Source organism: Nitrosomonas sp. sh817 (assembly GCF_030908545.1).
GTDB lineage: Bacteria > Pseudomonadota > Gammaproteobacteria > Burkholderiales > Nitrosomonadaceae > Nitrosomonas.
The window spans coordinates 2,390,913-2,413,284 of record NZ_CP133083.1; the positions used below are offsets into that span (position 1 = coordinate 2,390,913).

21 protein-coding genes are annotated in these 22,372 nt (G+C 47.7%); 4 read left to right on the forward strand and 17 right to left on the reverse strand.

All coding sequences use genetic code 11. The annotated features are described in order from the left end of the window. Positions 1-9: 9 nt before the first annotated feature. The 9 genes from RBH92_RS11260 to RBH92_RS11300 all read right to left on the reverse strand — a co-directional run bounded on the left by RBH92_RS11260 (position 10) and on the right by RBH92_RS11300 (position 9,669). The gene (locus tag RBH92_RS11260) at positions 10-459 is read right to left on the reverse strand and encodes a TlpA family protein disulfide reductase (protein ID WP_307932142.1); all 450 of its coding nucleotides are present in this window, start codon (positions 457-459) and stop codon (positions 10-12) included. A 34-nt stretch (positions 460-493) separates the two neighbouring features. Further along, positions 494-2,026, reverse strand: coding sequence for a 2-isopropylmalate synthase (locus RBH92_RS11265; protein WP_307933962.1), 1,533 nt, complete (start codon positions 2,024-2,026; stop codon positions 494-496). A gap of 224 nt (positions 2,027-2,250) precedes the next feature. Next, complete coding sequence (pssA, locus tag RBH92_RS11270) at positions 2,251-3,033, reverse strand: CDP-diacylglycerol--serine O-phosphatidyltransferase (RefSeq protein ID WP_307932143.1); 783 nt, start codon at positions 3,031-3,033, stop codon at positions 2,251-2,253. A gap of 135 nt (positions 3,034-3,168) precedes the next feature. Continuing rightward, complete coding sequence (locus tag RBH92_RS11275; protein WP_307932144.1) at positions 3,169-3,834, reverse strand: phosphatidylserine decarboxylase; 666 nt, start codon at positions 3,832-3,834, stop codon at positions 3,169-3,171. A 57-nt stretch (positions 3,835-3,891) separates the two neighbouring features. Further along, on the reverse strand, positions 3,892-4,908 hold the full coding sequence (gene ilvC / locus RBH92_RS11280) for a ketol-acid reductoisomerase (protein ID WP_307932145.1): 1,017 nt from the start codon (positions 4,906-4,908) through the stop codon (positions 3,892-3,894). 125 nt (positions 4,909-5,033) lie between these two features. Further along, positions 5,034-5,525, reverse strand: a complete 492-nt coding sequence (ilvN, locus tag RBH92_RS11285; protein WP_307932146.1) for an acetolactate synthase small subunit — start codon at positions 5,523-5,525, stop codon at positions 5,034-5,036. 4 nt (positions 5,526-5,529) lie between these two features. Then, a complete protein-coding gene (locus tag RBH92_RS11290; protein ID WP_292924328.1) occupies positions 5,530-7,233 on the reverse strand; it encodes an acetolactate synthase 3 catalytic subunit in 1,704 nt (567 codons plus the stop codon). Between the two features lie 115 nt (positions 7,234-7,348). Continuing rightward, complete coding sequence (gene tldD / locus RBH92_RS11295; protein ID WP_307932147.1) at positions 7,349-8,821, reverse strand: metalloprotease TldD; 1,473 nt, start codon at positions 8,819-8,821, stop codon at positions 7,349-7,351. Positions 8,822-8,886: 65 nt separating this feature from the next. Next, positions 8,887-9,669 (reverse strand): carbon-nitrogen hydrolase family protein, encoded by a 783-nt coding sequence (locus RBH92_RS11300; RefSeq protein ID WP_307933963.1) that lies wholly within the window; start codon positions 9,667-9,669, stop codon positions 8,887-8,889. Positions 9,670-9,993: 324 nt separating this feature from the next. Between RBH92_RS11300 and glnE the strand changes: the two genes are divergently transcribed. Both glnE and RBH92_RS11310 read left to right on the forward strand, forming a co-directional pair. Further along, positions 9,994-12,777 carry a bifunctional [glutamate--ammonia ligase]-adenylyl-L-tyrosine phosphorylase/[glutamate--ammonia-ligase] adenylyltransferase gene (gene glnE, locus RBH92_RS11305; RefSeq protein WP_307932148.1) on the forward strand — a complete coding sequence of 928 codons (2,784 nt, stop codon included), beginning with the start codon at positions 9,994-9,996 and terminating at the stop codon, positions 12,775-12,777. A gap of 208 nt (positions 12,778-12,985) precedes the next feature. Continuing rightward, positions 12,986-13,435: a pilin gene (locus RBH92_RS11310; protein WP_307932149.1), complete on the forward strand. Its 450-nt coding sequence runs from the start codon at positions 12,986-12,988 to the stop codon at positions 13,433-13,435. 48 nt (positions 13,436-13,483) lie between these two features. Here RBH92_RS11310 and RBH92_RS11315 read toward each other — a convergent pair whose 3' ends face one another. Genes RBH92_RS11315 through RBH92_RS11340 form a run of 6 tightly spaced genes read right to left on the reverse strand, consistent with a single transcriptional unit; the run spans position 13,484 to position 19,316 of the window. Next, positions 13,484-15,868, reverse strand: a complete 2,385-nt coding sequence (locus RBH92_RS11315; RefSeq protein WP_307932150.1) for a GspE/PulE family protein — start codon at positions 15,866-15,868, stop codon at positions 13,484-13,486. Positions 15,869-15,879: 11 nt separating this feature from the next. After that, complete coding sequence (locus RBH92_RS11320) at positions 15,880-16,644, reverse strand: 3',5'-cyclic-nucleotide phosphodiesterase (RefSeq protein ID WP_307932151.1); 765 nt, start codon at positions 16,642-16,644, stop codon at positions 15,880-15,882. Between the two features lie 21 nt (positions 16,645-16,665). Further along, the gene (locus tag RBH92_RS11325; RefSeq protein WP_292924355.1) at positions 16,666-17,091 is read right to left on the reverse strand and encodes a universal stress protein; all 426 of its coding nucleotides are present in this window, start codon (positions 17,089-17,091) and stop codon (positions 16,666-16,668) included. A gap of 25 nt (positions 17,092-17,116) precedes the next feature. Then, entirely contained in the window at positions 17,117-17,839 is a 723-nt protein-coding gene (locus RBH92_RS11330) for a TerC family protein (protein WP_292924357.1), read from the reverse strand. A gap of 39 nt (positions 17,840-17,878) precedes the next feature. Continuing rightward, positions 17,879-19,075: a patatin-like phospholipase family protein gene (locus tag RBH92_RS11335; protein ID WP_307932152.1), complete on the reverse strand. Its 1,197-nt coding sequence runs from the start codon at positions 19,073-19,075 to the stop codon at positions 17,879-17,881. Continuing rightward, positions 19,059-19,316: a hypothetical protein gene (locus RBH92_RS11340; protein WP_292924361.1), complete on the reverse strand. Its 258-nt coding sequence runs from the start codon at positions 19,314-19,316 to the stop codon at positions 19,059-19,061. The genes RBH92_RS11335 and RBH92_RS11340 overlap by 17 nt, the downstream gene beginning before the upstream one ends. Positions 19,317-19,463: 147 nt before the next feature. On the opposite strand from RBH92_RS11340, the gene pip reads away from it, so the two are divergent. Beyond that, on the forward strand, positions 19,464-20,423 hold the full coding sequence (pip, locus tag RBH92_RS11345) for a prolyl aminopeptidase (RefSeq protein ID WP_307932153.1): 960 nt from the start codon (positions 19,464-19,466) through the stop codon (positions 20,421-20,423). Between the two features lie 57 nt (positions 20,424-20,480). On the opposite strand, the gene RBH92_RS11350 is transcribed toward pip, so the two are convergent. Then, positions 20,481-20,972 (reverse strand): hypothetical protein, encoded by a 492-nt coding sequence (locus tag RBH92_RS11350; protein WP_307932154.1) that lies wholly within the window; start codon positions 20,970-20,972, stop codon positions 20,481-20,483. A 68-nt stretch (positions 20,973-21,040) separates the two neighbouring features. Between RBH92_RS11350 and tnpA the strand changes: the two genes are divergently transcribed. Continuing rightward, positions 21,041-21,472, forward strand: coding sequence for an IS200/IS605 family transposase (tnpA, locus tag RBH92_RS11355; protein WP_307931469.1), 432 nt, complete (start codon positions 21,041-21,043; stop codon positions 21,470-21,472). On the opposite strand, the gene RBH92_RS11360 is transcribed toward tnpA, so the two are convergent. Next, on the reverse strand, positions 21,424-22,311 hold the full coding sequence (locus tag RBH92_RS11360; RefSeq protein WP_307932155.1) for a lipase family protein: 888 nt from the start codon (positions 22,309-22,311) through the stop codon (positions 21,424-21,426). The two genes, tnpA and RBH92_RS11360, sit on opposite strands and share 49 nt — an antisense overlap. Positions 22,312-22,372: the final 61 nt, after the last annotated feature.

A 22,372-nucleotide genomic window follows, 5' to 3' on the forward strand; every position in this document is an offset into this window, starting at 1 on the left:
GAATCCAAGTTACTTTCTTCCGAGTGACTTCAAATCAATAAAGCTTTCTATGCTTTCCCTTGAAATAATGCCTTGTTGACGTGCTGCGGGATTACCTTCAGGGTCGTAAAAATAGGTGCTGGGCAAAAGTGAAACGTCATCCAGCTGAGAAGCGATCTGGCGGTTACCGAATACAATCGGATAGCTGATAGACATCGACTGCACGAACTCCATAACAGTTCGCGGATCGTCTGAATCCATCGCCACACCGATCACCATGATGTCCTCGCGATCTTTGTAAAGCGAAATTAAATCGGGAATCTCTTTCAAACAAGGTGGACACCAGGTTGCCCAAAAATTAACCAGCACCCACCGCCCCTTGTAATCTTCAAGCTTATGAATTTTTCCTGTCGTATCTTGAAATTGAAACCCATGTACTGGGGCGCTCAGTATCAGCAGCAATGCGCAAAAAGCCAGCATTAACCTTCTCAAGTTTCGCATAACCTGCCTCACACTATACTTGCGGATGCGCGCGTTCCAATTTACTACAGAGCTTATTCAACGCGCTTAAATAAGCTTTTGCTGAAGCAACGACGATATCCGTATCCGCTCCATGGCCATTGACGATACGATCGGACTTACGCAGTCTTACCGTCACTTCACCCTGCGCATCGGTACCGCTGGTAATATTGTTAACCGAAAACAATTGAAGTTCGGCGCCGCTCGTCAGCAATTTTTCGATCGCCCGGAAGGTTGCGTCTACCGGCCCGCTTCCTTGAGATTCAGCACGCATTTCATTGCCATTGTCGGAAATCACGATCTGCGCATAAGGTATTTCACCCGTCTCACAATGGATGGTCAGCGATATCAGCCGGTAACATTCATGCAATACCAGTTCTTCTTCCGAAGCCAGCGCATGCAGATCCTCATCGAATATTTCATGCTTCTTATCCGCCAATTCCTTGAAGCGCATAAACATGTTGTTGAGCATTTCTTCGGATTCCAGCTCAATTCCCAATTCCATCAATCTGCTGCGAAATGCATTCCGGCCGGAATGTTTTCCCAGCAATAACTTATTAGCATTCCAGCCCACATCTTGCGCCCGCATGATTTCGTATGTTTCGCGATGCTTCAACACACCATCTTGATGAATACCCGATTCGTGTGCAAAGGCATTTGCACCGACAATCGCTTTATTCGGTTGCACAGGAAAACCGGTAATACCTGAAACCAGCTTGCTGGCCGAAACAATATGCGTAGCATCGATCTTGGTGTCGCAAGGAAAAAAATCCTGGCGCGTGCGGACAGCCATAACAATTTCTTCCAGTGCAGCATTTCCAGCTCTCTCACCCAAACCATTGATCGTACACTCAACCTGCCGCGCGCCATTCATTACGGCAGCCAGTGAATTGGCCACTGCCAACCCTAGATCGTTATGACAATGCACCGAAAAAATCGCCTTATCGGAATTCGGAATACGTTCACGTAAATTGCGAATGAGCTTACCGAACTGCTCTGGCATGGTGTAACCGACTGTATCCGGAATATTAAGCGTAGTCGCACCGGCGTCGATAACCGCTTCCAGAATCTTGCACAAGAAATCAATTTCCGAACGCCCTGCATCTTCCGGTGAAAATTCGATGTTATCGGTGTATTGGCGCGCCCATTTGACGGCTTTTACAGCTTGCGCGAGCACCTGATCCGGAGACATCCGCAGTTTATTCTTCATATGAATGGGAGACGTTGCAATAAACGTATGAATTCGTGCTGATTGCGCACCTCTAAGCGCTTCACCTGCGCGTTGAATATCCGATTCAATCGCACGGGCTAAACCACATACCACACTTTCTTTGACCGTATCCGCGACCGCTTTGACAGCTTCAAAATCGCCATTGGAAGCGGCCGGAAAACCCGCTTCTATGACATCCACTCCCATCCGCTCCAACTGCCAGGCAATGCGCACTTTCTCTTCTCTTGTCATAGAAGCGCCGGGACTTTGCTCACCATCACGCAGCGTTGTATCAAAAATAATTAAATGATCTTGCATCATGCTCTCCACTTGAGGAAGAAATCTAAAAGAATAACAAAATTCGTTGCTCGAATTTTATAAGGAAGAAGTGAAGTAAGGATAGAAATTTAGCGCGCAAGGCGCAATAACGGCACCGATAGTTTTTTTATCGGAAAAGAAGGAAAATCAAATAAGGAGGAATTGTCAGTTAGATACATCATGAAAGCGACTATAAAATTTTTTTTCTTATTGTGCAATAGATGTTAGCGATTAGATCCTTCCGGATTTTTCTTGCTCCTACCAAAACGCCATAATTTAATGAAATAACCCGAGAATGCATAAACAGCAAATAGAATAAATAATACCAAAGGCGGATGGCTGGGAATCAGCACAAAAAAGAACAGTACCAGCAACAAGACTGTGAAAAAAGGCACCCGGCGCCGCAAGTTTATCTCCTTACCACTATAGTAAGGGATATTACTCACCATCGTTAATGCCGCAAACAGCGTTACGATACTTGCCAGCCATTTGATATCGCTCCCTTGAATATCAAAGTTCAACATAACCCATACTAATCCTGCTATCAACGCCGCAGCAGCCGGGCTGGGTAATCCTTGGAAGAAACGTTTATCAATTACTTCAATATTGGTATTGAAACGGGCTAACCGCAGTGCCGCGCAAGCACAGTAAATAAATGCGATAATCCAGCCCCATTGGCCCATCTCCTTAAGCGCCCACTCATAAACGATCAATGCAGGCGCAACCCCGAATGAAACCATGTCAGACATGCTATCGTATTCAGCGCCAAACTCGCTTTGAGTTCCAGTCAGCCGCGCCACACGACCATCCAGTCCATCCAGCACCATGGCAATAAAAACAGCAATCGCAGAATATTCAAAATTCCCGTTCATTGCCTGCACAATCGCATAAAACCCGGCAAATAATGCAGCCGTCGTAAACAAATTGGGTAACAGATAGATACCGCGCCGGCGGAGCCGGGATTTGACTATAGCGCGCTCAGGCAGTAAATCAGGTGTTATGGGCATTCGGCTGCCTTGAAAACACAGTAGTAAAAATAAAATTCAGACTGGCCATGCTCACGTTAGTTTTCCTCAGAGTACCCATGCCAACAATGCTTAATGCTGCAGAAATAGCCTCAGACGCGCAAAGAATTTATTTTTTCAGCCAGTTGCGTTTGTTTCTTCACGAAATTCTGCCAATATGGATGTTGTCGCAAAGACTTTATCGCCGATATTGACATTCACTTTGGTATTCAGCGGTAAATATACATCCACTCTCGATCCAAATCGAATAAACCCGAAGCGTTGCCCCTTCGCCAAATGATCACCCAAGGAAGCATGGCAAATTATCCGTTTTGCAATCAAACCGGCAACTTGCACACAAGTCACATCCGCGCCATTATCGGCTTTAATCCATAACGCATTGCGCTCATTCTCCAGTGACGCTTTAGGCAAATCGGCATTAATAAATTTTCCTGGGAAATACCACTTGTTGCATACTTCACCATCAATCGGGCTACGATTGGAATGCACGTTAAAGACATTCATGAATACGCTGATTTTAACCGCTTCTCTGTCTAGAAAAGGATCTTGTGTTTTCTCAACGGCCACTATCCGCCCATCAGCAGGCGCCAAAACAGCATTTAGAACAACCGGCACTTCCCGCGGCGGGTCTCGAAAAAACTGTAATACAAAAATGGCAATCACCCAGAATGGTATTGCCCAATACCAGTCAACAAAAAAGGTCACACTGATCGCCGCCGTAAACGCAATCAGGATATGCAGCCAACCTTCGCGTGCGATGATAGGGTAAGGATAGTTAGTCATGAAATGAACTGCGCCAGAAACTTAATGAATGTGAAAAATTAATTCGAATGAATAATCCTAATTCTTTCCTTGATCAACCAGTTTATTCTTCTTGATCCAAGGCATCATATCGCGCAACTTCGCACCCACTTGCTCAATCGGATGTTCGGATGCGAGACGGCGGCTTGACTTGAGAACTGGCGCTCCCGCCTGGTTCTCCAAAATAAATTCACGGGCATATTCTCCGGTTTGAATCTGCCGTAAAATTGCCCGCATTTCTTCACGTGTCTGCTCGGTGATTATTCTCGGTCCGCGCGACACATCACCATATTCCGCGTTATTGGAAATTGAATAGCGCATATTCGCAATTCCACCTTCATAGATGAGATCGACGATTAATTTTACTTCGTGCAAGCATTCAAAATAGGCCATTTCCGGTGCATAACCAGCTTCGACCAATGTTTCAAAACCGGCTTGAATCAATGCAGTTAAACCACCGCACAATACCACTTGTTCACCAAACAAATCAGTTTCGGTTTCTTCCTTAAACGTCGTTTCAATCACCCCGCCACGCGTACCGCCATTAGCCGCTGCATACGACAAAGCCAAATCCCGTGCTTTACCCGATTTATTCTGGTGGACCGCGATCAGTGACGGCACTCCCCCCCCTTGCAGATAGGTCGAACGCACCAAATGCCCCGGGCCTTTCGGAGCAATCATGATGACATCCAGATCTTCTCGCGGCGCTACTTGCCCGTAGTGGATATTGAAACCGTGAGCAAACGCCAAGGTGGCGCCTTTTTTCAAAGCCGGCTCGATTTCTTTCTTATATACCGAAGCAATTTGCTCATCGGGCAATAAAACCATTACGACATCGGCTCCTTTAACTGCATCGGCTACGTCTTTGACTTTCAATCCCGCTTTCTCTGCTTTAGCCCAAGACGCGCCATCCTTCCGTAGACCGACCGTAACCTTGACGCCAGACTCGCTTAAATTATTCGCATGAGCATGCCCCTGAGAGCCGTAACCCACGATCGTAACTTTCTTTCCTTTAATAAGAGACAAATCTGCGTCTTTATCGTAAAAAACTTTCATTATTTTCCTTTTATACAAATGTTGGATAGAAACAAGCCAATAAGAAACTGCTCGTTAACAAAATAAACACTGTGGGCCACTGTGGATTTAAGCTTTCAAGGCCCGGATTAATCTGCAAAAACGAATTATACCTTTAAAATCCATTCACCGCGCCCTATACCCGATGCACCCGTGCGCACAGTTTCCAGGACAGCGCTCTTGCTGACAGCTTCAAGAAACGCATCCAGCTTTGCACTCGTGCCCGTCAATTCGATCGTGAAGGATTTATCTGTAACATCAATGATGGAGCCGCGGAAAATTTCGGATAGCCGTTTGATTTCTTCTCGATCGGGTCCGGTTGCGCGCACTTTTACCAGCATCAGCTCTCGTTCGATATGGTTGCCGTCATTCAAGTCAATAATCTTGACTACTTCAATCAATTTGTTTAATTGCTTCGTCACTTGCTCGACAACATCATCGGACCCTACTGTGACCAGCGTCATGCGAGACAGCGTCGGATCTTCTGTCGGTGCCACAGACAGTGATTCAATATTATAGCCACGCGCCGAAAACAGACCTGCCACGCGGGATAACGCCCCTGCTTCGTTTTCCATTAATAAAGAAATTATATGTCGCATTTGATCACACCAGAATCATCTCAGAAAGCCCTTTACCGCCTGGCACCATTGGAAAAACATTTTCGGTCTGATCAGTAATGAAATCCAAAAATACTAATTGATCTTTGAGCTTAAAAGCCTCTTTTAATGCACCTTCAATGTCTTCCGGCTTCTCAATGCGCATCCCGACGTGTCCATAACTTTCAGCCAGTTTAATAAAATCAGGCAACGCATCCATATAAGACTCCGCGTAACGATTGCCGTGGAAAAATTCTTGCCACTGTCTAACCATGCCCATGTAGCGGTTGTTTAAGTTGACAATTTTTAGCGGTAAGCGATACTGCTTGCAGGTTGACAGTTCCTGAATACACATCTGGATACTCGCTTCACCAGTGACGCAGGCTACTTTCCCTTTTGGATTAGCCAATTGCACCCCCATTGCCGCCGGCATGCCGAATCCCATGGTGCCTAGCCCGCCGGAATTGATCCAGCGGCGCGGCTTATCAAATTTGTAAAACTGCGCAGCCCACATTTGATGCTGCCCGACATCCGAAGTAACGAATGCATCCCCTTTAGTCACATCAAATAGTTTCTCAACAACCATTTGCGGTTTAATAATTTTGCTATCACGGTCGAATTTCAAGCAATCCCGTTCGCGCCAAAGGTCTATCTGTTTCCACCAATCCTTCAATGCCGCCTGATCGGGTTTTGCATTCTCGGATTTCAGTAATTTTATTAATTCCTTCAACACATCCTGAACATCGCCGACAATCGGAACATCCACTTTCACACGTTTGGAAATCGATGAAGGGTCGATATCGATATGGACAATTTTCCTGTTTTCATTGTAAAAATGCTTGGGATTTCCGATCACGCGATCGTCAAACCGGGCACCGACCGCCACCAGCACATCGCAATATTGCATCGCCATATTCGCTTCATAAGTGCCGTGCATGCCCAGCATACCCAAGGATTGCTTATCGGTACCCGGGTAACCGCCCAATCCCATTAAAGTATTGGTACAAGGAAAATTCAGCAATTGCGTTAACTCGGTCAATTGTGCCGCAGCATCACTCAATATCACACCACCACCGGTATAAATCATCGGACGCTTGGCGCTCAATATCAATTCCGCTGCTTTCTTGATCTGCCTGGCGTGTCCCTTTACCACCGGGTTATAAGAGCGCATCGTGATCTTGTCCGGATATACAAACTTGGTTTTCTGTTGTGAAACGTCCTTTGGAATATCAACGAGTACAGGGCCAGGACGTCCGGTCGAGGCAATATAAAAAGCCTTTTTAATGGTTTGTGCCAGCTCGGTCACGTCCTTGACCAGGAAATTATGTTTCACACAAGGGCGTGTAATACCCACCGTATCAACTTCCTGGAATGCATCCAAACCGATAGCACTGGTCGGCACTTGACCGCTAATGATGACCATCGGAATTGAATCCATGTAGGCAGTCGCGATCCCGGTCACCGCATTGGTAACACCTGGACCGGAAGTAACAAGCGCGACACCTACTTTATTGCTGGAACGCGCATAACCATCCGCCGCATGGAGTGCGGCTTGCTCATGACGGACTAAAATGTGACGAACCTTATCTTGCTTGAACAGCTCATCGTAAATAAATAACACTGCGCCGCCAGGATAGCCGAAAATACACTGCACCCCCTCTTCTTGCAGGCACCGTATGGTAATTTCAGCACCGGTCAGTTCTACACTCATGCTAATTACATCCTAATATCAATTTCAAAAAAAATTATAGAAAATAACACTTAAAAGCTTCATTGTCTCATCAAAAAACAGAACGTTACGAAAACAAGGCATTATCCTTGCTACTTTAAATCCCCGTCCCGCCCACTGTCAGGCCGTCGACGCGCAAGGTTGGCTGCCCGACGCCGACCGGCACACTTTGACCTTCTTTGCCGCAGGTGCCCACCCCCGGATCCAGCAGCATATCATTCCCGATCATGGAAACCCGGGTCAACACATCTGGGCCGTTACCAATTAAAGTAGCGCCTTTAACCGGGTAAGTAATTTTGCCGTCTTCAATCATATAGGCTTCCGCAGCCGAAAAAACAAATTTCCCGCTGGTAATGTCAACCTGACCACCGCCGAAATTGGCCGCATACAATCCATGTTTCACCGACGCGATAATCTCAGCGGGATCTTTATCGCCGTTCAACATATAAGTGTTGGTCATACGTGGCATCGGGATATGTGCGAAAGATTCTCTCCGGCCATTGCCGGTGACCGGCAAATCCATCAGCCGGGCATTTAAACTGTCCTGCAAATAGCCTCGCAGTATGCCATCTTCTATCAATACCGTACATTGCGTCGGATTGCCTTCGTCATCGATATTCAACGATCCGCGCCGCCGGGGAATGGTGCCGTCGTCGACCACGGTAACGCCGGGTGCCGCCACGCGCTGCCCAACACGCCCGGAAAATGCCGAACTTCCCTTGCGGTTAAAGTCACCTTCCAATCCGTGGCCAATCGCTTCGTGCAGCAGTATCCCGGGCCAACCGCTACCCAACACGACCGTCATCGTGCCGGCGGGCGCCGGACGCGCATCCAAATTGACCACTGCCTGATGAACCGCTTCCCTGGCGTAGCCCTGCAAAATTTCATCAGTAAAATATTCATAGCCGAAGCGCCCGCCGCCGCCAGCCACCCCTTGCTCACGCCGGCCTTTTTCTTCGGCGATTACCTGCAACGACAACCGGACCAAAGGCCTGACATCGGCTGCCAGCATGCCGTCGCTTCGAGCGACCAGAATGACTTCGTACTCACCCGCCAGCGACGCAACCACTTGCGTAATCCTGGGATCGAGCTGCCGGGTAAAACGTTCCACCTTTTCCAATAATGCTACTTTTTCTGCGTCCTTCAGGCTCGCGATCGGATCTTCAGGCAAATACAACTGCGTCCGTTGATCCAGCGCGTTCCGCTTTGCTATTTGAACCGCATGCGAACGTCCTTGGCTCGCAATTGCGCGTGTCGCTTGGGCGGCTGACACCAGCGCCGGCATGCTGATATCATCGGAATAGGCAAAACCGGTTTTCTCACCGCAAACCGCACGAACGCCAACCCCTTGGTCGATATTGAAACTACCCGACTTCACGATACCTTCTTCCAGCATCCAGCCTTCAGAGCGGCTATATTGAAAATAGAGATCCGCGTAATCGATCCGATGAGACAATAACTGCGCCATCACTTGCTGCAAGCCCGAGGCATCCAAATCGTAAGGCATTAGCAAGCTGCGATTGGCAATCGCCATAAAATCTCTATTTTCAGTGCTACCGTCAATGTTCATAATTGTAATTCAAATAGTCTAGCTGCAACCGCAAATAAATTGCTCATGATACCGAATCTTTACGCTTAGCAGGGTTGTAAAATCCGATGATCCAGCGCGGGCAGATTGGCTCGCAAACTCGATTGATAATCGGGGTCGATCGTCGCCACAACCGCGCCGGAACCGCGCGGCAAGCGTTCGATCACTACTCCCCACGGATCGACAATCATGCTATCGCCATTGGTTTCCCGCCCATTCACATGATAACCGCCTTGTCCTGGCGCAATAACATACGCCATGTTTTCGACGGCGCGCGCGCGCACCAGAACTTCCCAATGCGCCTTTCCGGTAATCGCTGTAAATGCCGCTGGCGCCAGGATAATATCAACTTTATCCATCAGCCGGAACAATTCCGGAAACCGCAGATCGTAGCATATCGACAAGCCGATTCGCCCGAAAGGGGAGTTTACCGTGACTACTTTATCCCCCGCCTTGATGGTTTTTTCCTCAGCATAACGTTCATGCCCCAGTTGCAAACCGAACAAATGAATTTTGTCGTAACGGGCTACTTGCTGGCCGTCATCCGCATAAACCAGACAACTATTATAAACTTTATCAGGATCCGGCGAAGCCAGCGGCACCGACCCCCCCACCAGCCAGATTCCTAAACGTCTTGCGGTGTCACTTAGAAATTTCTGAATTTGTCCTTCCCCCGGCTGCTCCCGCACCGCCAGTTTATCGGTATCCTTCATGCCCATGATGCAAAAATATTCAGGCAGCACAACCAATTTGGCGCCACGGCCAACTGCGTCCTCAATCAGCCGCGCAGCTTCTTCGAGATTGGCGGATACGCTCGGACCCGAAGCCATTTGTATTGCGGCCACACAGAAACCCTTATCGGCGTCTTTATCAATCTTCGATGGATCGCTTTTAATTGTATTTTTCAACATACTTCTCTTTCTCTGGTTCAGATTTCCAGAAAATCTTAATTAAAAAAATATCTTGTGGATATTCAAAAAATAAATTCTATTATCAATCACTTCCGGTATATGCATCATGCACGGCACCGAATCGGTGTTACCCAACCCGGATTCTAGCATTTAAGTAGGAAAACGTTCTATTTCGTTTTATTCACCATGCCAACCGTCACTTTCCTGTAAGCTTATTGATTATTTTATTGCTCATGACGGTCTATGAGACATCACGATCACTCGCCAGAAGCCATTCTTGCCGCCGCGCTGCCTTCCAGCCGCTATGCGCAGCGGTTATTGGATAGCGAGCCAGTCCGAAAAACCGCCTTGTTGGAAAATCTGCATTCCCCTTTCGATAGAAAAGAAATGCAAGATCATCTCGAATTGAAATCCGTACAAATCGCGGACGAAGAAAGCTTAAATACCGTATTACGGGATCTACGCAAACAAGTCATCCTTCGATTGGCGATCCGGGATATCAGCGGCCAAGCGGATTTAGCGGAAGTAATGACCTGCATGACCGATCTGGCCGAGGTCACGATCAATTGCGCCCTCAAATTCCACGAAATGTGGCTTACACAACCGCACCGTTTCGGATCGCCACGGGGTGAAAACAGTCATTCGGTTCAGCATCTGCTGGTGGTCGCCATGGGCAAACTCGGCGGTGGAGAATTGAATGTCTCATCCGACGTCGATTTGATCTTCGTATATCCGGAAGATGGCGAAACCGATGGCGCCAAATCCATTTCGAATCACGAATTCTTCGCGCGCCTCGGACGCAAGTTAATCGCCAGTCTCAATGATTTTACCGCGGACGGTTATGTATTCCGGGTTGATATGCGGCTCCGCCCGCATGGAGAAAACAGTCCTTTAGCCATCAGCTTCCCGATGCTGGAGGAATATTTCATCAAGCAAGGCCGGGAATGGGAACGCCATGCCTGGATCAAGGGACGCGTGATCGCCGGCGGCATCGATAGCGAATCCATTTTGATGGAACAAATTGTCAGACCCTTCGTATTCCGCAAGTATCTGGATTTTAATGCATACGAATCGATGCGCCGCCTCCACGCGCAACTGCGCAAGGAAGTCGAACGCCGCGAACTGCACGACAATATCAAATTGGGACCGGGCGGTATCCGCGAAATCGAATTTATCACACAAGTTTTCCAATTAATCCGCGGCGGGCGGGATGTCGATTTATGCATCCGCCCTACCCTCGGCGTTCTGCAACGGCTTCAAAAAAAACAGCAATTACCGAAACAAGCGGTATCCGAGCTTATCGGGGCTTATTGCTTTTTACGGAAACTCGAACACCGCTTGCAATATCTGGATGACCAGCAAACTCAAACCTTGCCATTGAACCCCGAGGATCAACAACGCATCGCCAGCGCGATGGGCTTCAGCGGCTACGAGCGGTTCATGCAACAATTGGACAGACACCGGAGTGACGTAACGCGTCACTTTGAGCTCATTTTTGCCACACCCCGGAAATCTCCCTCGCATGACATGCTGGCCTATTTATGGCAAGCCGAAGCGCACGATACCTCGCAAACGGAAGCCGCCGCAACGCAATTGAGTACCATGGGTTTTACCGAACCCGAAAAAATCTCGGAACGGATCCGCTCGTTTTATCAAGATAATGCCTATCAGCATCTCGCCGAATCGAGCCAGCAACAAATCATTACGTTGATACCCATGCTCATTGAAACCGCTTCGGAACATCCGCCGGTCGACATCACGCTGGAACGCATGCTGCAATTACTCGAAAAAATCAGCACCCAATCTTCTTACTTGGCGTTGCTGCTGGAGCATCCACATACCTTGCAGCGCGTCGCGGGAATCGCCTCCATCAGTCAATGGGCAAGCGATTATCTGGGGCGCCACCCGATCCTGCTGGATGAATTGTTGCGCCAAGCTGAACCGCATCCGGTTCCGGATTGGAAAGTACTCAATAACGAATTGATCTACCAATTGAATCATGTCAACAATCCGAAAAATGACGTGATCGAATGGCAAATGGACGTTTTGCGGCACTTCCAGCATGCGCAAGTATTCCGCCTGCTGGTTACCGATCTCGAAGGTTCCTTGCAATTGGAAACGTTGAGTGATCATCTGACCGCATTGGCCGATCTGGTACTGGACAATGTGCTGAATCTTGCCTGGTCCGGTTTGAAGAAACGCCACCGTGAAAACCCAGCTTTTGCAGTGATCGGTTACGGCAAACTGGGAGGCAAGGAACTCGGCTACGCATCCGATCTCGACATGGTATTTCTATACGACGATGACCATCCCGACGCAGCGGAAATCTATACCAAGCTCGGACAAAGCATCAACGCCTGGCTGACCCGCCACACATCCGCCGGGCTCCTGTATGAAACCGATCTGCGTCTGCGCCCGAACGGCGCTTCCGGCTTGCTGGTCAGCTCGATGGAAGCATTCGCGCAATATCAGCATCAACAAGCCTGGGTATGGGAGCATCAAGCGCTGACCCGTGCTCGATTCGTTGTCGGCGATCCGCACGTCGGTGATGTTTTTGAGCAGACGCGAAAAGAAATTTTGTGCAAGCAACGCAACCTGACCGGACTTAAGCAGGAAATATTGAAAATGCGTGAAAAGATGCTGGAAGCGCATCCCAATCCGACCGCGTTGTTTGACATCAAGCATGATCGCGGCGGTATCATAGACGTCGAGTTTATCGTGCAATATCTGGTGCTCGGCTACTCGAATCAGTATCCGGAACTCACCGGCAACATCGGGAATATCGCGCTTTTAAAACTTGCGGGAGAGCTGGGACTCATAGAAAAAATCACTGCGGAAAAAACGCGATCGGCCTATCGCGAATTCCGGCGCATCCAGCACCGGCAGCGTTTGAATGGCGAAGCGGATATGGCCGGCAGTGCGCCGGTGGATAGCCAAGCACAAAAATTCACCCGGGTTGAAGACAGCCCTTTGAAAGAGGATCGCAAAGCGGTACTGGCGCTATGGAAAGAAGTTTTTGGAAACTAATGCATTGTATTAAATATACTTTTCACTCAGCGATGAATTTAAGCTGATCTTCATATCTGAATTAATCATAAATTACTTGAAATAAAACTGATAACCATTGAATATTAAATAGAAATTATTTTTTCGAAATTCTGGCACGAATTCTGCTATCGATTCAATACACACACATCGGGTGTGTCCTACTCACAACCAAAAAGGAGAACTGCAAATGCAAAACGTACAAAAAGGTTTTACCCTGATCGAGTTAATGATTGTTGTGGCCATTATTGGTATTTTGGCAGCGGTCGCGGTGCCTGCTTATCAGAATTACGCATTAAAGGCAAAATATACAGAAGTAATTAATGCAACAGCAGGCATTAAAGCCGGTATTGAAGTATGTGTACAAGAAGGTAACTGCTTTAATGCAGGCGGCCCTGCAATACAAAGCGTTGCTTTTGGTGCTTTTGGATTGATACCGGCAGCTCCTGTAGCCAGCACTTTCTTAAATGGTGTCGTTGTTACGGCCGCCGGTCAAATTACAGCTACTGCCACAGCGGTTCAAGGCTTGAATAGTGAAACTTATATCCTAACGCCCGCCGTCGACGCACAAGGAAAAGTTACATGGACAGTAAATGCAGCAAGTACCTGCCGTACTCGTGCTGCAGGTGCAATATGCTAAAGCATAATTAGGTTCTAAACAAAAAACCGCCTATCGTGGGCGGTTTTTTTATTTAATACACACCACCCGCACCTGATGCATATCAGTAACCCCTTGTAACACCTTCTCAATCCCATCTTGTTTTAGCGTTCGCATCCCATCACCCAACGCTGTTACCAGCATTTCCGCCACACGCACGCGCTCCTGTACATTCTTTTTGAGCGCATCGGTCGCGGTCATCAGCTCGTGCAACCCGACCCGTCCGGCATAACCGGTACCAACGCATTCGTTGCATCCGACAGCTTTGTAAAGCGTAATTCGGCCCTGATCGTCACCGTATTGCTGGATCCATTGCGCGCGAATTTCACGCAGCGCGGTCTCGGGATCGGCTTTGAAACGATCAATATTTCTCAATTCCACGCAATATTCGTCTAACAAGGTATCGACTTCCTGTTCGCTGGCGACATAGGCTTCCTTACAATGTTTACATAACCGTTTCGCTAACCGTTGCGCCAACACACCGAGCAATGCATCGGCAAAGTTAAACGGATCCATGCCCATATCCAGCAAACGGATCACCGATTCCGGCGCGCTGTTGGTATGCAAGGTCGCCAAAACCAAGTGGCCGGTCAATGATGCTTCAATGCCGATGCTGGTGGTTTCCTTGTCGCGCATCTCGCCGACCATGATGATATCCGGATCCGCCCGCAGAAAGGAACGCATGATGACCGGAAAAGTGAGTCCCGCTTTGACGTTGATCTGCACCTGCCGCAAACCTTTCTGGGTGATCTCCACCGGATCTTCCGCCGTCCAGATCTTGGTATCGTTCTGATTCAGATATTTTAAAACGGAATGCAGCGTCGTCGTTTTACCGGAGCCGGTCGGGCCGCACACAAAAAATAACCCGTAAGGTTTGCTGATGATACTTTTCAGCTCCTTCAGGTTATGCTCTGTAAACCCCATGTTTTCCAATGGAATCGGCTCGCCCGCGGCCAGAATCCGCATCACCACGTCCTCCATGCCGCCCGCCGATGGAATCGTCGCCACCCGCAACTCGATATCCAGCGGCGCGAACTTCTTGAACTTGATTTTGCCGTCCTGCGGTTTGCGCTTCTCCGATATATCCAGATCGCACATGATCTTGATCCGTGTAATCAGCGGATTCCGGTAGCCGGCTGGAATCTCGATATAAGGCATCAGCGAGCCATCCTTGCGGAAACGGATTTTGGTTTTTTCCTTGCCGGGAAAAGGCTCGATATGAATATCCGAGACTCCCTGTTTATAAGCATCGATGATGATTTTATTGACGAGCTTGACTAATTCGTTGTCGGAAGCCGCAGAAGACTCTTCTTTGTCGTTATCAGTTTCTTCGGTATCAATCGATTCCCCTTGAAGACCGACGAGCATCTCATTGATATCGCCCGAATCGATTTCGTCGCCGCCATAAAATTGCTTCACCGTTTCATCAAATTCCCGTTTGGTGGTGACGGTATAGATAATTTTATTTTTCGGAAAAATAGTATTGGCAATGCGCTGTGTTTTAACGCGCTCGGGGTCCAGCGTTAAAATCACCAAGCCATCTTTGGTGTCGTCAATCGGCAGAATCGCGTTACTTTCGACATAATCCCTTTTTAGATTTTTCAGCAGTTCCGCCGGTTTTACACGATCAGCTTTAAAAGGCTCGTATTTCACCGCGAAGAAAGAAGCAAGCGCTTTTCCAATAACCGGCAATCCGATCTGAAATTCATCGAGCAGGATATCTTCCAGATCGCACCCCTTTTTGCGTGCCGAGCGGGCGGCCAGTTCCAGTTCCGCCGCGGAAATTGTTGCATCCAGCACCAGATAATCATATTTCGATTTCAGCAGTTGCGCGGGTTTTTCCGGCTGTTTAAGAGCGCCCGAAACCGCACGGCAAATTTCGGTGACACCTTGCACAATCTCAGACGGAAAGGCTTGATTGCTTTTATGATTGATTGCCTGAACAATGCCTATCAATGCTTGGTTTTCCTGGTTCAATATTGGCGCAACCAGCATTTGCTTGGTTCGATAGCCGGTACGTTTGTCGGCTTCATTGGAAAAAACCAGTTGCGCATCAATACGCTTCAATTCACTTTTGTTGTAAACATCTTCGATATTGAGCGTTTTCTTTTGCAGACCGGCATGCCCCATGATACTGGTTTCTGTTACCGGAATTTTCAGGTCCTGAAAAGTATCAATTCCGGTTTTTACCCGCGTGATGAAGAACGATTTATCGTCGCTCAATGCATAAATCGTTAACCGATCCGCATTAAACAGCGCACGGATATCTTTACTCGCCTCCACCATGATTTCATCAACATTGTTCGCGGCCTGAATCTTAGCGATCACTGCTTGCAGGTTTTTGGAGAAATCCTGTGCAGGAATGCTATTGGGGATATTTTTTTGTTTAAGCAGCGTTGGTGCAGGTGTACTCATAAAATCGCTTCCTAAAATTCAAGTGATTGATTGTTTTCCAATCGTCTCGGATGAAATCTTGCCAGGCATTGCCGGATTTCGTTCATGGTGATATCCGCTTCGCCGGGCTTTAAATGTGAAATTAAAATTTCCGCTTCACCCTCCAGCTTTTCCAATTCTTCCATCAATAAACTGGGACAAAGATGTTTGGATCGGATGGCGATTGCTCTTTTTTCATTACAAAAAGCGGATTCAATGATCAAATACTTTAAATTCGAGATTTTATTCACGATCGGCCAGAATGCGTCATGTGTGGTGGTATCGCCGGTAAAAACAAGGCTGGCATGACCGGAATCCAATTGATAACCTACTGCCGGAACAGTGTGATTCGCCGGAAGCGGTATGATTTTCCGGCCATTCAGAGCGACAGCTTGTCCCGGCAATAGCGCTTCATAGCGCATATAAGGGAAATCCGCATCCGGAATTTTTGTGAAATCCGGCCATAAGTGCCAATTAAATAAATGTTTCTGCAGTACCGTCAGCGTCGCTTGAATGGCATGAACGGTCAACGGTTTCGTGCGTAATGAACCGACCGTATCCACCAGAAAAGGAATGAAAGCCACATGATCCAAATGTGCGTGCGTCACAAAAACGTGATCAATCTTGGTCATCTCTTCGACACTCAGATTTCCGACCCCCGTCCCGGCGTCAATCAGGATATCGTTATCCAGTAGCATCGCCGTGGTTTGCGCCCCACCGCCGATACCGCCGCTGCATCCCAAAATTCTCAGTTTCAACGGACTAGCCCAGAGAAAGAATTATTTAACCAGTAAGACGGGTATCTGCGACAGCTGCATCACTTTGCTGGTCACGGACCCCAAAAGTAATCCTTTTAAACCACCTCTACCGCGTGGCCCCATTACGATCAGATCATATTGCTTTTCGGTGGCAAATCGCACGATCATCTCAGCCGGATCACCCACCGTAATATGAAACTGGTAAGCAATCCCGGCCTGATCCAATATGTCGCGAGCTTCATGCAGGTTTTTCAAGCCTTCCTCTTGATGATATTGCTTGATATCCGCTTGATTGATGAATAATGACACATTTCCATCGAGCGGATATTGAACATTAAGCAGATGAAACTCCGGTATTTCCTTGTACCAATCGAGCAATTGAATAAAATCAGCTACAGCTTTTTTCGAGCATTCAGAGCCATCAACAGGCAACAGTATTTTCAGCATGATATCCTCTATTTATCTATCCAGGTTATTGCCTGGAATTGTCTTCATCGGCCAGATCAACGATCGGTCTCGCTTCAGCCCGCTTACGAGCGGCCAGCGTTTTACCGGCGGCAATTACCACGATTGCCATGGCAGCGGGAGCGATCCAGTGCAGAAAATTCGCATTCACATCAACCCATTCCTTGGTAACCACATCGGTTACCGCCATATCGCCCGCAATCCACCCCAGCAACCCTGCACCGATTGCAATCGTGACCGGATATCGATCCATGACCCTCATTACCAGTTGACTACCCCAAACGATGATCGGTACGCTGATCACCAATCCAAAAATCACCAAGCTGATTTCGTCCTTTGCCGCCCCCGCAATGGCAATCACATTATCAAGACTCATCACCGCATCCGCGACGATAATCGTTTTGATAGCGCCCAGCAGCGTGGTGCTGGCGTCTACTTCGTGACTGCCTTCCGATTCAGGCTGTAATAGCTTGATACCAATCCAAACCAGCAATGCCGCGCCCGCAACCTTCAGATAAGGAATGGTTAGCAGATTCAATGCAAAAAAGATCAGCACAACACGCAGCACAATTGCACCTGCGACACCCCAGAAAATCCCGAGCTTGCGCTGCTTATCCGGTAAGCGTCTGCAAGCCAACGCAATGACTACCGCATTGTCGCCACCTAAAACGATATCAATCGCAATAATTTGCAGCACGGCTAACCAAAACTGCGGACTATCAAATGCCATCAACTTTCCTAAGAAATATTTAATTAAGTATGGGAAATGCTACGAGCGTTCCGCCCGGTTCTCGCTATCCTGAATTCCGATAAATTTCAGCAATTCCGTTTTCTGCTGAAGCGTATCGTTATAACCCAATTCGATTAAATCATGGCAAAAAGCCATTTCAAACAGCACGTAACTCAGTAAGGTCGACCCATTCGGCCCCATCGCACCGATCGCACGATATAAGTAACGCATAATCCAAGGTAAAGTACTCGCATATTTTTGCGCGATCTCATTGATACCTTCGCTAGGCGCGATCATCATTGCTTCGACGGGCCGCAATGAAATATTTTTTTCTTTGAATGCTGCCGGAGGAATCAGTTTTAAGGTTTCATTAATACGCAGCAAACGCTCCAAATCCACGTCCAAACTATCGACAAAGATACTGTTCAGCGCATGCCCGGCAATCTGCGCAAATGGCGGATAACCCGATACGCTGACACGCTTCGGTTCATCGGTCACGGGCTTGCGCACACCGATTATCAATACTTTATCCGCTCCCAAATGCAACGCTGGACTAATCGGCGCCAGTTGACGCATGGAACCGTCGCCGAAAAATTCCCGGTTCAGTTTTACCGCTGGAAAAATAAATGGTATTGCCGATGAAGCCATCAGGTGTCCAACTCCGATCTCAGCCGGAATCCCCAATCTTTGGGCTCTTTTCCAGGGAGTCACTGCTTTAGCCGCCTGATAAAAAGTGACTGATTGGCCAGAGGTATAGCCCCATGCGGTAAGACCGAGTGCATATAAAGAGCCGGAACGGATGGAATGCTGAATCGTACGAAAAGAGAAGCGGTTTCTTAATAAAGCTTCTAAGGGGGAATTATCCAGCAAGGAAATCGGATGATGCTGACCGTATTCGGCCGATACCAAAGAAAGCATGCAACGCAGGGTATTATGCAGCACCCCCAGGAAATCGGACCGGTAGATCTGGTCGACATGAAAATTCGACCAGACGGCTTCCAGTCTTTCAACGCCTTCACCAAAATTGCTTGCCGAAACTGCAATACTGGCTGCATTAATCGCACCAGCGGAAGTACCGCAAATGATGGGAAAAGGATTACGGCGTTTATCCGGCAATAATTCCGCAATCGCTCGTAACACTCCTACCTGATAAGCTGCGCGAGCACCCCCTCCGGTCAGAACCAAACCGACTCTGGGCGCACCTGAATCTTGTTGTTGCTCATGCTCGAACTGCAAATTCTGATTTCACCCTCTCCAGCGCATCCCGTAAGGTCTCTTCTGGTAAGTTATTTAACGAACTGGATAAAATTTTCGCCGCCTGACATGCCGAATCCGGCAATATCGAACTATCCAGTTTAGCCACAAAAACAGCTGCAGCGCCAGTCGCATTCAAAAGACTCTGACGCTCACTCATTAGAATTTCCATTTCTTCGCGCAGCATGGAAACTTCTTGTTCTCTCAAGATGGTATTAGGCATATGATATTCCTTATAACATAAATACAGTAACCCGCCTGTCGAGCAATATAACAGAACTATAATTCATTTATATTTTGAACTCTGTGCTGTTTATCACTCTTTTCAGCTTTTTTAACCAAATTCATTAACGGCATCTGTACTCATATCATGAACCATCAAACCACGCTCTATCCCGAAATCCAACCCTATCAGCAAGGCATGCTGACCTTGGATAACATCCACACCATGTACTGGGAAGTATCCGGCAATCCTTCCGGCACACCGGTGGTATTTCTTCATGGCGGACCGGGCGCCGGAGCATCTCCAGCCCACCGGCGCTTTTTCGATCCTGCATCTTATCGTATTGTCGTGTACGATCAAAGGGGCGCAGGCCGATCTTTACCGCTTGGCGAGATCCAGGAAAATACCACACTTCATTTGATCAACGATCTGGAATTACTCCGTCAGCACTTGAGAATCGACCGATGGCTGGTCTTTGGCGGCTCCTGGGGCAGCACATTAGCCCTCGCTTATGGCGAAGCGCATCCCGAGCGCTGCCTTGGTTTTATTCTGCGGGGAATTTTCCTGTGCCGCAAACCGGAAATTGATTGGTTTTTATATGGATTGCGCAATTTTTTCCCGGAAGCCTGGCGGGAATTCGTAGCACCGCTGTCTATTGAAGAACGCCGCGATATTCTATCCGCATACCATCAGCGCTTGATGAATCCCGATCCCGCCGTCCACATGCCGGCCGCGCGCGCTTGGAGCACGTACGAAGGATCTTGCTCGACCTTATTGCCAAGCCCCGCAACCGTCAGTTATTTCGCGGGCGACACTGTGGCGCTCGGACTCGCTCGCATGGAAGCGCATTATTTCAAGCACAACATCTTTTTGCCGGAAAATTCATTGCTGGATAACGCGCATAAATTGCACAACATCCCGGCAACCATCGTGCAAGGACGCTACGATGCGGTTTGTCCGATCGCCAGCGCCGATGATCTGCACCATGCCTGGCCGCAAGCGGAATACCTCATCATCGACGACGCCGGGCACTCGGTATGGGAACCGGGCATACAAGCAGCATTAATCCGTGCTACGAATCAATTTAAAATGCGAAGCATCCGTTGACCACCGGAAATGTAAATCGCACTTGGTTTTACTTGCCAGCCCGGTGTATTCAGTACCTTATTCAGGGTGGGCAATAGCTGCTTGGTTGCTCGACAGATCTTTAAGATAAGGTAAATATTGTGCGTGTTGTTCAATGAAGAAACTGCTTTTAGTCGGATTTTTCACTATTTCTTTCGCTTCACCTGGGTGCAGGATCAACTCCAATACCTTGCGGCCCAACTTACCGGCGACATCCTTAAAGCGTTCCGGATAAGAAGCGGAAAGGTTTTCGCCGCGCAGCTCATTTTGGTAATTCGCGTACATTAATTTTCCGACCGGCACAAAATTCACATTATTGCCCTCCAGCCACGTTCTAAGCGATTCTTTAAGCTGAGAAATTTCTTCCGGTAACAATGTTTCCGGAATATTATTCAGTTTCTCAAGCAGGATGTCATACGTCACTTTTCCTAGCGGAACGTGCGGAACAAAATCATATTGATATTCAAAACGCCATAAATTATCAAATATATCCGGCCTGGATTCTTTATTGGATTCTTTATTGTCCATCATAAGGTTAAAACCACCGGCTTCAGCCGGTCAGCTTTAGCTGCGAGAATATGCCACACAGGAGGTGTGGCATGGATTATAGATATGGAAGTCATACGGTTTATCAGATTGAATATCATTTTGTATGGGTAACGAAGTATAGATATAAGATTCTGAAGGGAGAAGTAGCAGAACGAGTACGAGAGTTGGTTCGTCAGACGTGTGAAGCATTTGAAATCGGAATTGTACAGGGTGTAGTAAGTAAGGATCATGTGCATATTCTGGTGAGTTGTCCGCCGGAGATGGCTCCGAGTGAGATCATGAGGCGGCTAAAAGGACGAACATCGAGCTATCTGTTTGAAGAATTTCCTCACTTGAAGAAGCGGTACTGGGGAAGGCATTTTTGGGCGCGAGGGTATTTCTGCGTGACAGTAGGTCAGATGACAGAAGAGATGATCAAACAATACTTGGAGCATCATTTTGAGCCAAATCCAAACGACAATTTTAAAATGGAGCCGGAATAAGACGCGTCGTTTAGTCGACGCGTATCCGGACTTTCAGTCCGTAACTCAAACCCACCGGCTTTAGCCGGTGGTTGTTTAGTGAATCCTTTACTAATTTGTTCTCCACGAGCTGTAAAGAATCTCGGCGCGGCAAATGTATAAGTTATAACTTCCCCGGTAAAATCTTCTCGGAAATCGACGGTGGCGCCCGTTGCCAATGCACCACCTTTGCTGTGACCTGTCAGATACAAAGTTCCCTGCGCTTGATTTTTGAACGGTTGCCAGATTTTTTGATCCTGCAAAATCTTATTGCGCAAAGTTTCTAACGAATTTGCAAAACCGGCATGCCTGCCTTTTTCAAACAATAACTCCCGAGTATTCCTGTCAAGATCATGAAATCTAAAAAGCTTGAGGTTATTCAACCAATCCGATTTATTCGGCTCCGTGCCCCGGAAGGCAATAATCGCACCATTGGGGATTTTTAGCAGAATCGCCGCATCGATTTCGGCACCTCCATTCTCAGATGATCCTGGCGAAGAAAACACTTCCACCGAGTGAATATTCAGTCTCGAGAAAGCTTCTCTCAAGGATTCTGGATTCTCAGTTGCGGCATCTTTGAGGCAATTTAATACATTAATACGATCAGCATCTCTCTGGCGCTCGTTGGTAACTCGATATGCACATTCCGATGCGGTAGCCAACATGACAGCAGTATTGGTATCCCAATTTGCCTGTACGGCATTTGCAGATATTAAATATGCTGCCAATAAAGCCATTAGAGTATGTTTAGTTTTCATTATTCTTTCCTTAAAAATGATCAAGAAAAATTTCTCAAAACCAGTTGCTGTGTTTAAAAACACAACTCCGCCAATGTCAATCAGAAATCGGTCTATCGAGAATCCCTTTGACGAACAAACCGAT

Coding starts and splice junctions, on each gene's coding strand:
- glnE (WP_307932148.1), top strand. CDS start 9,994: ATGAGACATCACGATCACTCGCCAGAAGCCATTCTTGCCGCCGCGCTG.
- RBH92_RS11260 (WP_307932142.1), bottom strand. CDS start 459: ATGCTGGCTTTTTGCGCATTGCTGCTGATACTGAGCGCCCCAGTACAT.
- RBH92_RS11290 (WP_292924328.1), bottom strand. CDS start 7,233: ATGAGTGTAGAACTGACCGGTGCTGAAATTACCATACGGTGCCTGCAA.
- pssA (WP_307932143.1), bottom strand. CDS start 3,033: ATGCCCATAACACCTGATTTACTGCCTGAGCGCGCTATAGTCAAATCC.
- RBH92_RS11275 (WP_307932144.1), bottom strand. CDS start 3,834: ATGACTAACTATCCTTACCCTATCATCGCACGCGAAGGTTGGCTGCAT.
- tldD (WP_307932147.1), bottom strand. CDS start 8,821: ATGAACATTGACGGTAGCACTGAAAATAGAGATTTTATGGCGATTGCC.
- RBH92_RS11265 (WP_307933962.1), bottom strand. CDS start 2,026: ATGCAAGATCATTTAATTATTTTTGATACAACGCTGCGTGATGGTGAG.
- RBH92_RS11325 (WP_292924355.1), bottom strand. CDS start 17,091: ATGCTGAAAATACTGTTGCCTGTTGATGGCTCTGAATGCTCGAAAAAA.
- ilvN (WP_307932146.1), bottom strand. CDS start 5,525: ATGCGACATATAATTTCTTTATTAATGGAAAACGAAGCAGGGGCGTTA.
- RBH92_RS11315 (WP_307932150.1), bottom strand. CDS start 15,868: ATGAGTACACCTGCACCAACGCTGCTTAAACAAAAAAATATCCCCAAT.
- RBH92_RS11340 (WP_292924361.1), bottom strand. CDS start 19,316: ATGCCTAATACCATCTTGAGAGAACAAGAAGTTTCCATGCTGCGCGAA.
- tnpA (WP_307931469.1), top strand. CDS start 21,041: ATGGATTATAGATATGGAAGTCATACGGTTTATCAGATTGAATATCAT.
- RBH92_RS11350 (WP_307932154.1), bottom strand. CDS start 20,972: ATGATGGACAATAAAGAATCCAATAAAGAATCCAGGCCGGATATATTT.
- ilvC (WP_307932145.1), bottom strand. CDS start 4,908: ATGAAAGTTTTTTACGATAAAGACGCAGATTTGTCTCTTATTAAAGGA.
- pip (WP_307932153.1), top strand. CDS start 19,464: ATGAACCATCAAACCACGCTCTATCCCGAAATCCAACCCTATCAGCAA.
- RBH92_RS11330 (WP_292924357.1), bottom strand. CDS start 17,839: ATGGCATTTGATAGTCCGCAGTTTTGGTTAGCCGTGCTGCAAATTATT.
- RBH92_RS11310 (WP_307932149.1), top strand. CDS start 12,986: ATGCAAAACGTACAAAAAGGTTTTACCCTGATCGAGTTAATGATTGTT.
- RBH92_RS11300 (WP_307933963.1), bottom strand. CDS start 9,669: ATGGCTTCGGGTCCGAGCGTATCCGCCAATCTCGAAGAAGCTGCGCGG.